Annotated in this window: 14 protein-coding genes; 3 read left to right on the top strand and 11 right to left on the bottom strand. The window is 63.0% G+C overall.

The annotated features are described in order from the left end of the window. Positions 1-5: 5 nt before the first annotated feature. The 3 genes from ACFSQT_RS15155 to ACFSQT_RS15145 are packed head-to-tail and all read right to left on the bottom strand — an operon-like array spanning position 6 to position 2,842. On the bottom strand, positions 6-722 hold the full coding sequence (locus ACFSQT_RS15155) for a FadR/GntR family transcriptional regulator (RefSeq protein ID WP_379019905.1): 717 nt from the start codon (positions 720-722) through the stop codon (positions 6-8). Positions 723-724: 2 nt separating this feature from the next. Further along, on the bottom strand, positions 725-1,894 hold the full coding sequence (locus ACFSQT_RS15150; protein ID WP_379019903.1) for a mandelate racemase/muconate lactonizing enzyme family protein: 1,170 nt from the start codon (positions 1,892-1,894) through the stop codon (positions 725-727). Between the two features lie 60 nt (positions 1,895-1,954). Beyond that, positions 1,955-2,842, bottom strand: coding sequence for a sugar phosphate isomerase/epimerase family protein (locus ACFSQT_RS15145; RefSeq protein ID WP_379019901.1), 888 nt, complete (start codon positions 2,840-2,842; stop codon positions 1,955-1,957). Between the two features lie 401 nt (positions 2,843-3,243). Between ACFSQT_RS15145 and ACFSQT_RS15140 the strand changes: the two genes are divergently transcribed. From ACFSQT_RS15140 to ACFSQT_RS15130, 3 genes are all read left to right on the top strand, one after another. After that, on the top strand, positions 3,244-4,299 hold the full coding sequence (locus tag ACFSQT_RS15140) for a sugar phosphate isomerase/epimerase family protein (RefSeq protein WP_379019899.1): 1,056 nt from the start codon (positions 3,244-3,246) through the stop codon (positions 4,297-4,299). A 145-nt stretch (positions 4,300-4,444) separates the two neighbouring features. After that, positions 4,445-5,632, top strand: coding sequence for a Gfo/Idh/MocA family protein (locus tag ACFSQT_RS15135; RefSeq protein ID WP_379019897.1), 1,188 nt, complete (start codon positions 4,445-4,447; stop codon positions 5,630-5,632). A gap of 35 nt (positions 5,633-5,667) precedes the next feature. After that, positions 5,668-6,516, top strand: a complete 849-nt coding sequence (locus tag ACFSQT_RS15130) for a sugar phosphate isomerase/epimerase family protein (protein WP_379019895.1) — start codon at positions 5,668-5,670, stop codon at positions 6,514-6,516. 273 nt (positions 6,517-6,789) lie between these two features. Here ACFSQT_RS15130 and phnE (ACFSQT_RS15125) read toward each other — a convergent pair whose 3' ends face one another. From phnE (ACFSQT_RS15125) to phnK, 8 genes are all read right to left on the bottom strand, one after another. Then, on the bottom strand, positions 6,790-8,157 hold the full coding sequence (gene phnE / locus ACFSQT_RS15125) for a phosphonate ABC transporter, permease protein PhnE (RefSeq protein WP_379019893.1): 1,368 nt from the start codon (positions 8,155-8,157) through the stop codon (positions 6,790-6,792). Between the two features lie 103 nt (positions 8,158-8,260). Continuing rightward, complete coding sequence (gene phnE / locus ACFSQT_RS15120; RefSeq protein WP_379019891.1) at positions 8,261-9,217, bottom strand: phosphonate ABC transporter, permease protein PhnE; 957 nt, start codon at positions 9,215-9,217, stop codon at positions 8,261-8,263. A gap of 58 nt (positions 9,218-9,275) precedes the next feature. Continuing rightward, the gene (gene phnD, locus ACFSQT_RS15115) at positions 9,276-10,184 is read right to left on the bottom strand and encodes a phosphonate ABC transporter substrate-binding protein (RefSeq protein WP_379019889.1); all 909 of its coding nucleotides are present in this window, start codon (positions 10,182-10,184) and stop codon (positions 9,276-9,278) included. 172 nt (positions 10,185-10,356) lie between these two features. Next, the gene (gene phnC / locus ACFSQT_RS15110; RefSeq protein WP_379019887.1) at positions 10,357-11,205 is read right to left on the bottom strand and encodes a phosphonate ABC transporter ATP-binding protein; all 849 of its coding nucleotides are present in this window, start codon (positions 11,203-11,205) and stop codon (positions 10,357-10,359) included. Between the two features lie 135 nt (positions 11,206-11,340). Then, a complete protein-coding gene (locus tag ACFSQT_RS15105) occupies positions 11,341-12,051 on the bottom strand; it encodes a DUF1868 domain-containing protein (RefSeq protein WP_379019885.1) in 711 nt (236 codons plus the stop codon). 194 nt (positions 12,052-12,245) lie between these two features. Further along, entirely contained in the window at positions 12,246-12,863 is a 618-nt protein-coding gene (locus ACFSQT_RS15100) for a DapH/DapD/GlmU-related protein (RefSeq protein WP_379019883.1), read from the bottom strand. Continuing rightward, on the bottom strand, positions 12,860-13,567 hold the full coding sequence (gene phnL, locus ACFSQT_RS15095) for a phosphonate C-P lyase system protein PhnL (protein ID WP_379019881.1): 708 nt from the start codon (positions 13,565-13,567) through the stop codon (positions 12,860-12,862). The genes ACFSQT_RS15100 and phnL overlap by 4 nt, the downstream gene beginning before the upstream one ends. A gap of 3 nt (positions 13,568-13,570) precedes the next feature. Then, positions 13,571-14,116, bottom strand: a 546-nt coding sequence (gene phnK, locus ACFSQT_RS15090; protein ID WP_379019879.1) for a phosphonate C-P lyase system protein PhnK, incomplete at its 5' end; no start/stop codon positions are given.

Below are 14,116 nucleotides of genomic sequence, written 5' to 3'. Positions count from 1 at the left end.
GTCGGTCAGGCTTTTTCGAGCGTCGGGCTTTGAGGTTCCTCTTCATGACCCTCGATCAGGCCCTTCCAGTAGCTCTCGGCGCCCTGCAGATGCGCGCTCATCAGCGCCTGGGCGAGATTGCCGTCGCGGCGCAGCAGCGCCTCATAGATCTGGATGTGCTCGGCATGCGAGCGCACGCTGCGCTCGGGGTCGTTGAAATAGATCGGCAGGCGTTGCTCGCCCATCATGTAGTAGACGCTGCAGACATTGTGGAAGACGCTGTTCTTGGTCGCGCGCACGATCTCGAGGTGGAATTCGCGGTCCTCCTTGGCAAGGCCTTCGCCCGCGGCGATGCGCTCTTCCGACGCTTTCAGGATTTCGCGCAGCCGCTCGAAATTCTCCTCGGTGGCGCGCGAACAGGCGAGCTCGGCCGCCTTGATCTCGTGAATCTTGCGCAGTTCGACCGTCTCGTAGATCTGGATCGGATCGAGCGGCAGGCCGGCGCGCGCGAACAGCGCCATTGCCTCGACGCTGGCCTGCTTGGTGTCGATGTAGATGCCGGACTTGGCCCGGCGCTCAACGATGCGCATGGCTTCCAGGATGGCGAGCGCTTCGCGGATCTGGCCGCGGCTGACGCCGAACTGCTCCGCCAACTCCCGTTCCGACGGCGTTCGGCCGCTCTCCTTGTCCGAATGGGAGAACAGGTAGGCAGCGAGTTCCGCGAGGAGGTTCTTTTCTTTCATCGTCAACCGCGTTGCGCGTGCGCCTCCAGGAACCGCTCGGAAATGCTGAATCCCAGACCCGGTTTTTCCGGGATCGCTATCATACCGTCCTTGGCTTCGACAGTCTCTTCGATCAGATCATGGATCATCGGGTTGGCGCCGAGCGAATATTCGACGGTGAAACTAGCCGGCGAAGCAGCGCAGATGTGCAGCCCGGAGAAGAAGCAGGGCGCACCGGCCCACAGATGCGGCGCAAAGCGCAGGTTGAAGGCGCTGGCGATGGTGCCGATCTTCATCGCCTCGCTGATGCCGCCGCAGAAGGCCGGATCGGGCTGGAAGATGTCGGCGGCCTTGAGCATTGCGAGATCGCGGAAGGCATAACGCGTCGCCTCGCTCTCGCCGGTGGCGATCGGAACGGCACCGCTTGCCCGCACTTCGGCCATGCCCGGCTTGTCGTCGGCGATAATCGGCTCCTCGAACCAGGCAAGGTCCAGATCGTTGACGAGGTGGATGAAGCGCTTGGCTTCGGCCACCGTGTAGGTGCCGTGAGCGTCGACCATCAGCTCGACATCGGGGCCGAGCGCCTGCCGTGCGGCGCGGACGCGGGCGGCGGAAACATGCGCGGCGCCATCCATGGCGCCGACCCGCATCTTCAGCGCCTTGAAGCCGCCCTTGGCGATGTAGGATTTCAATTGTTCGCCGATGCCGTCGGCGGCCGCCCAGCCGCCGGACGCGTAGGCCGGCATGCGGTCGAGCTTGCGGCCGCCGAGCAGCAGCCAGACCGGAACACCAAGCGATTTGCCCAAGATATCCCACAGCGCGATGTCGACGGCGCTGATGGCAGCTATGCTCATGCCGCGCCGTGCCAGTTGCGGCATGGCGTGGCCGGCGCGGGCCGCGCTGTCGTGGCGAACGCCGTTGTAGAGTGTCTCCCAGATGACGCCGATGTCGGCCGGATCGCGACCGATCAGTTGCGGCCCGACCTCATGGTTCAGCATGTGGACAAGGGCGCCGTAGCTGCCGGCGCTGCCGGCGGCGTTCTTACCTTCGCCCCAGCCGACCAGCCCGTCATCCGTCTCGATGCGCAGGATGGCGGCGTCAAAGGTGGTCACCTGACCGAAGTCGCTGCGGTGTTGCCGAGCGGCTTCGATCGGGACGCGGATCCACCAGGCTTGGACGGTCTTGATGCGCATGGTCTTCCCCAGCCCTGCCGCCGGTCAGGGCGAAAGGGCAATTTCCCAACAGGCAGTCGACTACTTGATCAGCGGCAGCAACGTTTCGGCGGTGATGCGCATCTGGTCGGTGTAGAATTTCTCCGTCAACACGCTGGAGCCGTGATCCTGGATGAATTTCAGTTGTTCGGGCGAGATGTCGACCGGGTGGCGCTCGACCATGTCGGGATAGGGCGCGGCCGGCGTGCGGTCGACCGGGGCGACGAACTCGTTGGTCAGCGCGCCGTCGTAGCCGACCTCCTTCAGCGTGGCGACGATCCTTGGCCAGTCGATCTGGCCGAGGCCGGCGGCAAAGCGGTTGTTGTCGGCGACATGGAAGTCGAACAGGCGCTTGCCGACCTGCCGGATCGCGTCATAGACGTTAAATTCCTCCATGTGGATGTGGTAGGCGTCGAGGCAGACGCCGCATTCGGGGCTGACCGCGTCAGCCAGCGCCAGGGCCTGGGCGCCGCGATTGAAAAGATAGGTCTCGAAGCGATTGAGCGGCTCGACAGCGATCTTGACGCCGACTTTCTTGGCGTGGGTGAAGCATTCACGGGTCGCGTCGACAACCCACTTCCATTCCTCTTCCTCGGTGCCATCAGGCACCACCTTGCCGACGGTTGCCGGAACCAGCGTGATGATTTCGCCATCGAGTTCGCTGATCATGGTCAGCACGTCCTTGACATACTGCACGGAACGCTCGCGCTGGCCCTGGTTCTTGGCGGCGAGGTTGCGCTCGCCCAGCATCAGCGTCACCGCGCCCCAGCAGCGGATGCCATGCTCCTTCAGCAGGGCCCGCGTCTCCTTGGTCTTGTATTGCTCGGGCTCGCCGGAAATCTCGATCGACTCATAGCCGAATTTCTTGATGCGCTTGAGCGTCGTCTCCAACGGTTCCGCCCGCATCCAGTTGTGCGTCGAAAGATGCATGGCCTGTCCTTCCCAAATTCGTCCTTATGGTTCGCCTGCGACATGCATCGCCAAAAGGCGACGCAAGGGTTCCTCCCCAAGGCATCCCCAGCCTTTTTTCGCAAACTGGTTCGACCAATTGGGCCTGAAGCGAGGTCTACAGCAATTTCTTATGGACGGCAAGAAGCGGTGAACTGCTGCGCTCATTCTGAATTATTTCATTGATTATATTGAGATATATACACCTCATTCGCGTACATGAAGGGTTCCGGCAATGTATTGCGAGGCTTGACCAAATTCTCGCATTTGGTAATACCAGAATGGTGGTGCGCGCAAGCGCCCGGTGTGAAAAGACCAAAGTGGCTGGCCCTGCTTCCAATCGGCGCTATGCTCGGTCGCGAGAAAAATGAGGGAGGATGCCGATGCCGACGACAATGAAGGGCCCTGGACTGTTTCTGGCGCAGTTCGCGGGCGATGCCGCGCCGTTCAATTCACTGGCCTCGATCACCAAATGGGCGGCTGGTCTCGGCTACAAGGGCGTGCAGATCCCGACCTGGGACGCGCGGCTGTTCGATCTCAAGAAGGCAGCATCCTCCAAGGCCTATTGCGACGAGGTGAAAGGCATCTGTGCGGATGCCGGTATCGAGATCACCGAACTGTCGACGCATCTGCAGGGGCAACTGGTGGCGGTGCATCCAGCCTATGACGCGCAGTTCGACGGCTTTGCGCCGGCTTCGGTGCACAACAATCCCAAGGCGCGGCAGAAATGGGCGGTCGAACAGATGGAGTTCGGCGCCAAGGCGTCGCGCAATCTCGGGCTGAACGCCTCGGTGAGTTTCTCCGGAGCACTGGCCTTCCCTTACCTCTACCCCTGGCCGCAACGGCCGGCCGGGCTGATCGAGGAGGCGTTTGCCGAGCTCGGCAAGCGCTGGAAGCCGATCCTCGACGTCTACGAGGACAATGGCGTCGATGTCGGCTACGAGATCCATCCCGGCGAGGACGTGTTCGACGGCGCCACCTTCGAGATGTTCCTCGAGGCGGTCGGCGGCCACAAGCGCTGCAACATCAATTACGATCCGTCGCACTTCCTGCTGCAGCAGCTCGACTATCTCGAATTCATCGACATCTACCACGAGCGCATCAAGGCGTTCCACGTCAAGGACGCCGAGTTCAACCCGACCGGGCGGCAAGGCGTCTATTCCGGCTACCAGAGCTGGACCAACCGCGCCGGCCGCTTCCGCTCGCTCGGCGACGGACAGGTGGATTTCAGCGGCATCTTTTCCAAGCTGACGCAATATAATTATGATTCCTGGGCGGTGCTGGAATGGGAGTGCTGCCTGAAGCACCCGGAAGACGGCGCGGCAGAGGGTGCGCCGTTTATCCAGCACCACATCATCCGGGTGACGGAAAAGGCATTCGATGACTTTGCAGGCGGCACCACAGACAAGAAAGTGCTGCGCGGCATGATGGGAATTTAGGGCTGTCCCTCCCCCCATGAGGGGAGGGTAGCCCGAAGGGTGGGGTCGGTTCATGCCGAGCTCTACCTCCACCATCCCACCCCGATCCGCGGCCGCGGATCGACCCTCCCGAGGGGAGGGCTATTTCAGACACGAGGAGAAAAACATGGTCGGCGCATCGAAGTCGGAAACGGGAGGCGGCCCGATCCGCTACGGCATGGTCGGCGGTGGGCAGGGCGCCTTCATCGGCGCGGTGCACCGGATCGCGGCGCGCATCGACAATGATTTCGTGCTGGTCGCCGGCGCGCTGTCCTCCGATCCGGCACGTGCCAAGGCATCGGCCGCCGAACTCGGGCTCGACCCGGATCGCAGCTATGCGTCCTATGCCGAAATGGCCAAGGCCGAGGCCAAGCGGCCCGACGGCATCGAGGCGGTGGCCATCGTCACCCCCAACAATGTGCATGTGCCGGCGGCCAAGGCGTTCCTCGAGGCCGGCATCCACGTCATCTGCGACAAGCCGCTCGCAACGACGCTGGCCGAAGCCAGGAAGCTGGCCGCCGTGGTCGAGAAGACCGGCAAGGTGTTCGTGCTCACCCACAATTACACCGCCTATCCGATGGTGCGGCAGGCGCGCGAAATGGTGGCCAAGGGCCTGCTCGGCGACATCCGCATCGTGCAATCCGAATATCCGCAGGACTGGCTAACCGAGGACCTTGCCGCCACCGGCCAGAAGCAGGCGTCGTGGCGTGGCGATCCCAAGCAGGCAGGCGCAGGCGGCGCGCTCGGCGACATCGGCACCCATGCCTATAATCTGGCGCGCTTCGTCTCGGGACTGGAGCTCGATACCCTGTCGGCCGATCTCGATGCCTTCGTGCCGGGGAGGCTGCTCGACGACAATGTCAACGTCATGCTGCGCTTCAAGCCGGCCGGCAAGACGCATCCGGCCAAGGGCATGATCTGGGCAAGCCAGGTGGCGCCCGGCCATGAAAACGGGCTGAAGCTGCGCATTTATGGCTCCAAGGGCGGGCTGGAATGGGTGCAGGCCGACCCGAACTATCTCTGGTACACGCCGTTCGGCCAGCCGAAGCAATTGATCACTCGCAACGGCGCCGGCGCGTTGCCGGCGGCGGGGCGTGTCAGCCGTGTGCCGCCAGGCCATCCCGAGGGATATCTCGAAGGTTTCGCCAATATCTACCAGGAGGCGGCGCGCGCCATCCGCGCGGCGCGCAAGAAGGGCGGCAAGCCGGCAAAGGATGTCGTCTTCCCGACCATTGAGGACGGCGTCGAGGGCATGGCCTTCATCGAAGCCTGTGTGAAGTCGTCGAAGAAGAATGGGGCCTGGACGAAACTGTAGCTTCGACCGGCGAATTCACTGGGGGAGGGGCGTCGATGAAGATCGGCATGTGCATGTTCTTATGGACAACGGCGGTGTCGAAGAAACACGAGCCGTTGCTCCGCGACATCAAGGCAACCGGTTTCGATGGCGTCGAGATACCGATCTTCGCCGGCGCGCCCGACGACTACAAGAAATTGGGTGAACTGCTCGACCGCATCGGGCTGGAGCGGACCGCCGTGTCAGCCATGGGCGATCCGGCGATGAACCTGATCTCGGCCGACGCCGCGACGCGCAAGGCCGGTGTCGACTACATGAAATGGGCTGTCGACTGCGCCGATGCGCTCGGCGCCAGGACGCTGAGCGGCCCGTTGCATTCGACGCTCGGCGCCTTTTCCGGCTCGGGGCCGACGGCTGCCGAGAAGAAGCGCTCGGTCGCCTCGCAACGCGCCATCGGCGACCATGCCGGCAAGAGGAACGTCACCATCGGGCTCGAGGCGCTGAACCGCTTCGAATGCTACCTCCTCAACACGATGGCGGATCTGTCCGAGCATATCGACGCCATCGACCGGCCGCACATCAAGGCGATGTACGACACTTTCCACGCCAATATCGAGGAGGCCGACCCGATCGGTGCCTATACGAAACACCGCAGGAATGTCGTTCATGTCCACATCTCGGAGAATGATCGCGGCGTGCCGGGGCGCGGCCACATTCCGTGGAAGGAAACGTTCTCCGCCATCCGCAAGAGCGGCTATGATGACTGGCTGACGATCGAGGCGTTCGGCCGTTCGCTGAAGGACCTGGCGGCGGCGACCAAAGTGTGGCGCGATTTTTCCGAGAGCCCGGAAGCCGTCTATCGTGAAGGCTACAAGCATATCAAGGACGGCTGGAAGAAAGCGTAAACTTCGTCATCCACGGGCGGAGCGGGAGCGAAGCGGACGCGGAGACCCGAGGATCCATGCCGTGCCTCTTGAGCGTCGCTGCGGTGCAGAAATGCGCAAGACGTCGGCAGGGTAGGGCGCGCGCGTGGACGCTTCTCCTTGAACCGCTGTATTCCACGGCCAACGTGGCGGCATGGATCCTCGGGTCTGCGCCGCGTCGTTTCGCTCCTTGCTCCGCCCGTGGATGACGAAGGCACGATGGGCCGGCCGCTGCCAATCATGGTGCCAAGATCGCTAGCCTTGCTCGGCCTGGATCCTGTTGTAGTCGTGGATGGTCCGGCTCAGCCGGCGGCGCAGGAAGTTGGATATGTTGTCGAAGATGAAGACGACGGCCAGCGTCAGCAGCACCATGTAGAAGACATTGGCCCAGTTGGAGTTGGTCCGCATCGCTTCCCACAATTTCAGGCCGATGCCGCCGGCGCCGACGGCGCCGATGATGGTGGCGCCGCGGGTGTTGGATTCCCACTGGTAGAGCGTCTGGCTGATGAAGACCGGAATCACTTCAGGCATCACGCCATAGCGCTGCACCAGCAAGCCGTTGGCGCCCGTCGACTTGATGCCCTCGCGCGGTTTATCGTCGATGTTCTCGAGGCTTTCCGAATAGGTTTTGCCCAGCGTGCCGATCTCGGTGAAGAAGATCGCGGCACTGCCGGCCAGCGGGCCGGGGCCGAAGGCGCGGGTGAAGAACAGCGCCCAGATCAGCATGTCGACCGAACGCATGAAGTCGAAGAAACGCTTGAGCACCTGGCTGAGCAGCCCGTTCGGCGTGATGTTGCGAGCGGCGAAGAAGGCAAGCGGGAAGGCGACGATGCCGCCGAGCAGCGTGCCGAGAAAGGCCATGACGATGGTCTGCAGCAACTTCGTCCAGACGTCGCCGTGCTGCCACTGGGCGTTGTTCCAGATGTTGTCTCCCGCCAGCGCGAGGTTCGAGGTGCCGGGCTTGAGTTCGGGGCCGGACACGATCAGCGAGACCACTTCACTGGCCGACTTGCCGAAGAAGGGCGAGCGCGTGTCGAAGACGAAATTCGCCCAGCCGAGGAAGCGCTTGCGGACCTTGACGCGGTCGATGGTGACACGCACCTCCCCGGCGAAGCCCATCTTGGCCACCACCTCGTCGTCATGCGCGGTGATCCAGTCCGGCACCGGGCCCGAGATCACCGGCTTGCCGTCGGTCAGCGACACCGGCACCGTCTCGCCATTGGCCACGATCGTCGCCTTGGTCTTGTCGAAGGTGACGGACTTGCCGGGGCCGTCGATTAGGACGCTAAAGGTGCCGTCCGCGTTCTTGATGACCCAATCTGGATTCGGGTTCTCGCCAAGCGCGGAAAAGCGCGGGTATTTCGGTGTTATCTCGGGCTGGTCGAGGCGGAACTCGGGCTGCAGGTCGTAGCTGATCCATTGCGACAGGAAGAGCGGCAGGCGTTCCCAGTGCGATTCCCGCAGCACTTGCGGCAGGCTGAAGAACCACAAGGCATAGATGAGGTAGAGCAGGATGCCGACGAACAGGAACAGCGGGGCAAAGCGCTTGTACAGCGGCCGCCGGAACACTTGCGGGTAGCGCTCCTCGATCGAACGGATTTCGTCGGCGGTCATCGTCGCCATGATCAAGAGCCTGATCCATCCCGATAGAACCGGGATGGGGCTCTATCTCCGGGTTTTGCCATGATTTTTTCCGAAAACCGGATTCCACTTTTCGGGATCATGGCTAAGCACCTATCAGGAAGGCTTGTTCGCCGACCATCTTGCGGCGCAGCCAGGCGGAGAATTGGTCGATAATGAAGATGGTCGTGAACAAGAGCAGTACCAGCGCCAATGTCTTGGCGCCAAAGCCGCGTGAGATCGAGAGTTTCAATTCCTCGCCGATGCCGCCGCCGCCGACGGCGCCGATGATGGTCGAGGCGCGCACATTGATCTCGACGCGGAGCAGCGTGTAGGACATGAAGTTGGGCAGCACCTGCGGCAGGTCGGCAAAGCGCACCCGCTCGAACCAGTTGGCGCCGACCGCCCTCAGGCCTTCCTCGGCGCGCATGTCGATGTTCTCGTTGATCTCATAGAACAGCTTGCCGAGCGCGCCGATCGAATGCAGGCCGATGGCGATGATGGCTGCGATCGGACCGGTCGAGACGATGGCCGCGAAGAGGCCGGCAATGACGATCTCGGGGAAGGCGCGCAGCAGCTCCATGAAGCGCTTGACGACGAGCCTCAGCACCGGATGCGGCGTCAGATTGCGCGCGGCGATGAAGGAAAACGGTACGGCGAAGATGAAGCCGACAAAGGTCGAGACCAGGGCCACATTCACCGTGGTCAGCATGAGCTCGAAATATTCAGGGATGTAAAAGCCGCCCCAGACATAGACGCGGCCGAGCGGAAAGTTGAATTCCTGGGTGCCGGTGTCATGCGGCGAGGCGATGTCGAACAGCGCCCGCCAGACGTCGTTCCAATCCTTGGGGATGAGCCAGCTCAGGAAATCCAGAATGTGCGGCAGCCGGTCGAAGAAGTGCCCGGCATTGGCTTCGTCGGCGAACCACATGCTCGCAAACATCGCGGCAAGCAGCAAACCGACGCCGAGCACCGTATAGAGCCGGCGCAGCGATATCTGGCGTCGCCAGGCATCGGCCATCTGGTGTGTGGCGCCGGAAGGGGCTGTCACGGAAAGGGTCATGATCGGACATGCAAGAAGGGCGGCGTTTTCTCGACGCCGCCCTTCCTGGTTTTTGCCGTTAGCCGCCGATGGCTGCCTTACGGGCTTCGACGATGACGTTGTAGAAGTCCGGCTTCACCGGGACGTAGCCGGTGAAATCGCCACCTTCGACGCCTTCGAAGCAAGCCTTGTCCTTCTTGGGCAGCTGCGTGAAGAAGTCGGTGAGCTTGGAGGTCATCTCGTCGCCGAGCGCGGTGCGAACGACCAGCGGGCCGTTCGGGATCAGGCCCGAGCGCCAGACTTCGACAAAGTCGTTGGGGTCGACGGCGCCCTTGGCGACTTCCTTGTGGAAGGTGCCGGAGGTGTAGCCGTTCTTGAAATCGCCGATGCCCGAGGAATCGTCCACCGCGACGTCGACCTTGCCGTCACGCACGGCCAGGACGTTGTTCTCGTGGCCGCCATTGAACCGGGTCGAAGCGAAGAAGGTTTCGTTCGAAGCGCCGGTGTCCTTCGGAATCTGGGTCAGCGGGATCAGATAGCCGGAGGTCGAATCCGGATCGGCGTAGCCGAGCTTCTTGCCCTTGGCCGACTTGATGTCGGTGATGCCGGAGGACTTCAGCGCCAGGCCGATCGAATAATAGCCGGTGGCGCCGTCGGTCTGCTGGGTGGTGAGGATCGGGGTTACCGCCTTCGGGTCCTTGAGGACGACGCTGGCATAGCCGGAAGCGCCGAGTTCGGCGAAGTCGAGGGTGCCGCCAAGCAGGCCCTGGATGACGCCGTCATAGTCGGCGGCGGGGAACAGCGAGACCTTCTCGAAGCCGAATTCGGCCTTCAGATGGTCGGCCAGGCACTGGTAGTTGCGCAGCCGGTCGGTTTCGTTCTCGCCGCCAAGGATGCCGACGCGGAATTCCTTCATATCGGCGGCGTGGGCCATGCTGGTCGCCATGGCGAGCACCGAAACGGCGCTAAAAACCATCTTCCTGAACATTGGATATCTCTCCTGTGGGTTCCGGCCCCGCGCCGGCAGCGTTGGTGATTTTGACAGGTGCCCTTGACGCGGGCTGGCGATCCAGGTCGCTCGTTCTTGATCCATGATCTCCGGACAAAACGGGTTTCCGTTTGTCCGAGAAAACTGGTCTCCACTTTTCGGGATCATGAGCTCAATATCCCGGAAATGCAGGCTCGAGCGGTCCGGCGGATGCGGTGATCTTTTGCTTGTAGGCGATGCTGGTCGAGGTGATGGCCTCGGAGATTTCGCCGCCATTGCTGTCGGCGCCATAGACGAGACGGACGGCCTCGCGGTTGAGCTCTTCCGGCGGGCCGTCGAAGACGACCTTGCCGGCGGCCATGCCGATGATGCGGTTGCAGTAGGCGCGGGCAGTGTCCAGCGTGTGCAGATTGGTGACGACGGTGATGCCTTCGCGCAGATTGATGTCCTGCAGCGAATCCATCACCACCTTGGCGTTGAGTGGGTCGAGCGAAGCGATCGGCTCGTCGGCGAGAATCACCTTGGGCTGCTGCATCATGGCGCGGGCAATGGCGACGCGCTGCTGCTGGCCGCCCGACAAAGTGCCGGCAGGCTGCATCGCGGTGCGGGCGATGTCGAGCCGCTCGAGCGCCGCGACCGCCTCGGCGCACTCGGCGCGGGAAAACATGCCGAGCAGGTTCGACAGGGTCGAACGGTGGTTTAGCTTGCCGAGCAGCACATTGGTCAGCACGTCGAGGCGCGGCACCAGGTTGAACTGCTGGAAGATCATTGCGCAGTCGCGCTGCCAGCGCCGCAGCGGCGAACCACGCAGTTGGGAGACCTCGGCGCCGTCAAAAAAAATCGACCCCTGGCTGGGATCGATGAGACGGTTGATCATGCGAAGAAGGGTTGATTTGCCAGCACCCGAACGGCCGATGACGCCAACCATCTGACCCTGCGGAATCGAGATGTTGATGTCGCTGACGGCGGTGTTCTTGCCAAATCGTCGGGTGACGCCGCGGATTTCGAGCGTGGCAGACATGGTCGTTTCCAGTCCAGTCGCGGTTGAAGGGTCTGTTAACCCTTGGCTAGCGCAGCGCCATGAACCTGCGGTGTCGGATTGATGTCAGTTTTGTTACTGCCCACAGGCGCGGCGTCAGGCACCTGTGGCCGTCGATCAGCCAAGCACCAGCAATTCCTCGAAATGCTCCATGTCGCGGAATGCGCAGAAGGCCGGGGTCTTGATTTCGATCACGGGAGCCTGCCGTGCGAAAAGCGCGCGGCAATCATCGAACAGTTCCTGCCATGCGGTCGCCCGATCGTCCGCAAGACGCTGGATCTGATAGGCGAAGGTGATGTGGAAGACGTAGCTGTCATGATCGGGATGGCGGTAGCCGAACGGCACCGCCAGGGCATCGCGCCAGGCGCGCATGACGCGCACGTCGTCGTCCGTCGCGCCGGCGACGGTGAGGCCGGTCGGTACGATTTCGACCACCTTGATGTTGAACGGGCCGAAGCCTTTGAAACCCTTCAGCCGTTCCAGATACAGGCGGGTCATCGCGTCGATGCTGGTGTCGAGCGGCACGTCATGCGGCCAGTAAGGCAAGCGGCGGCGATATTCGATGATGCCCTGGAACAGCGTCATGTGCAGGCTGGAGACGGGGGTGAAGGCCAGCCGGTCGGCATCGGGCATCGCCAGCATCTGGTCTCGCACCGCAAGCACCACGGCCTCGGAGGGCGAACCGCCGACGAGATGGCTGACGACCGTGTTGCCGGGCTCGATCAGGAAATTGCCCGAGGTGTCGTAGCGCGTGCCGAGATGAACCGGTGGCTGCGGATTTGAGCCGGCAAAGAATCCGGCGAGCGAGGGTCTGACAGAAGCAGGCATTGCGATCTCCAAAGGTAAGACGGCGTCCTGCCCCGGCGATGTGTCAGGGGTATGAAACAGGCTCACCCCATGACAATGATGTGATTGATAAGAGCGGTCGTCTCGCCGCTCTATCTCTTTTTCAGGCAATTCCCAGGGGAGAGCGCTACGCGCTTTTCCCGGGAAAGCCGTTTCATACTTTTTCTGGAGTTGCTCTAACCGCCGTATTTTTCCAGAAAGGCCTCAGCTTCAAGCGAGCGGAAATCGTCGAGCGCGGCGCGCAGCCTTGCATGGTCCCAATCCCACCAGGCGAGCGCCTGGTAGCGTTCGGCGGTGCGGCGGTCGAAACGCTCGCGGATCGGTTTTGCCGGCACGCCACCGACGATGGTGTAGGGGGCGACGTCCTTCGACACCACGGCACCGGCGCCGACCACCGCACCATCGCCGACGGCAACGCCGGGCAGGATGGTCGAGCCATGGCCGAGCCAGGTGTCATGGCCGATGGTGACGCGTTTGGCGCGGCGCTGGGCGAAGAACTCGCTCTCGTGCTCGGCGTCGTCCCAATAATCCGAGGCGCGGTAGGTGAAGTGGTGCAGCGTCGGCCGCCAGGTCGGGTGGTTGGTGGCGTTGATGCGCACGCTGGCTGCAATGTTGGAAAACTTGCCGATCGTCGCGCACCAGACGGCGCAGTCCTGCATCATGTAGGAATAGTCGCCCAGTTCGCTTTCGGAAACCCGGCTGCGATCGGCGATCTCGGTCCAGCGGCCGAGCGTCGAGTTCTGCACGTCCGCCGTCGGGTGGACCAGCGGCGTCTCCGACAATTTCCTGGTCATGCGGCGATTTTTCCTGGAGCGAAAGCGGTGACGTCGATGATGCGGTCGGCAACTGCCTCGCGCACGTCGTGGTCGTGGAAGATGCCGAGCAGGGCGACGCCCGCGGCCTTCTTGGCGGCGATGAGGTCGATCACCACGTCGCGGTTCCTGGCATCGAGCGAGGCGGTCGGTTCGTCGAGCAGCAGGATCGGGTGCTCGGTGATGAAGCCGCGCGCGATGTTGACGCGCTGCTGCTCGCCGCCGGAGAAGGTTGCCGGCGGCAGCGCCCACAGTTTTTCCGGCAGGTTGAGCTGCGCCAGCAAGGAACGAGCTTTATCGCGCGCGCTCTCGCGCTCCTCGCCGCGCTCGGCCAGCGGTTCGGCGACTACATCCAGCGCCGAAACACGCGGCACGGTGCGCAGGAACTGGCTGACATAGCCGATGGTCTGGCGGCGTATGGCAAGCACGGTGCGTGGGCTGGCCGTGGCGAGGTCGATCAGGCCGTCGTCGTGCCCGACGATGATCTGGCCCTCATCGACGGCATAGTTGCCGTAGAGCATCTTCAGGATCGAGCTCTTGCCGGCACCGGACGGGCCGCCGAGCACGGTGCATTCGCCAGCCCTGATCGAGAACGAAACGCCGGCGACGACAGGCAGTTTGATGCCGTCGCGCAGATGCATGGTGAAGCTCTTGGCGACGTCGGAGACAACGAGGGGCGTCGCCATGGTTTATACCTGCAGAATCGAGGAAACGAGCAATTGCGTGTAGGGCGCGCGGGGATCGTCGAGCACGCGGTCGGTGAGACCGCTTTCGACGACGCGGCCGTCCTTCATCACCATCATGCGCTGCGACAGAAGCCGCGCCACGGCGAGGTCGTGCGTGACGACGATTGCCGCGAGGCCGAGATCGGTGACCAGGCCGCGCAACAGGTCGAGCAGGCGGGCCTGGACCGAGACGTCGAGGCCGCCAGTCGGCTCGTCCATGAACACCAGCCGCGGCCCGGTGACGAGGTTACGGGCGATCTGCAGGCGTTGGCGCATGCCGCCGGAAAAGGCGCGCGGCTCGTCGTCGATGCGGTCCTCGTCGATCTCGACGCGCGACAGCCAGTCGACGGCCGTGGCGCGGATCTTGCCGTAGTGACGGTCGCCGACCGCCATCAGCCGCTCGCCGACATTGGCGCCGGCCGAAACCGTCATGCGCAGCCCATCGGCTGGGTTCTGATGGACAAAGCCCCAGTCTGTGCGCATCAGGAAGCGGCGCTCTGCCTCGCTCAA

The organism is Mesorhizobium calcicola, from assembly GCF_042682105.1.
Classification (GTDB): Bacteria; Pseudomonadota; Alphaproteobacteria; order Rhizobiales; family Rhizobiaceae; genus Mesorhizobium; species Mesorhizobium calcicola.
Note: the sequence above shows the minus strand (reverse complement) of the source record. Positions and strands in the feature narration are given on the sequence as shown.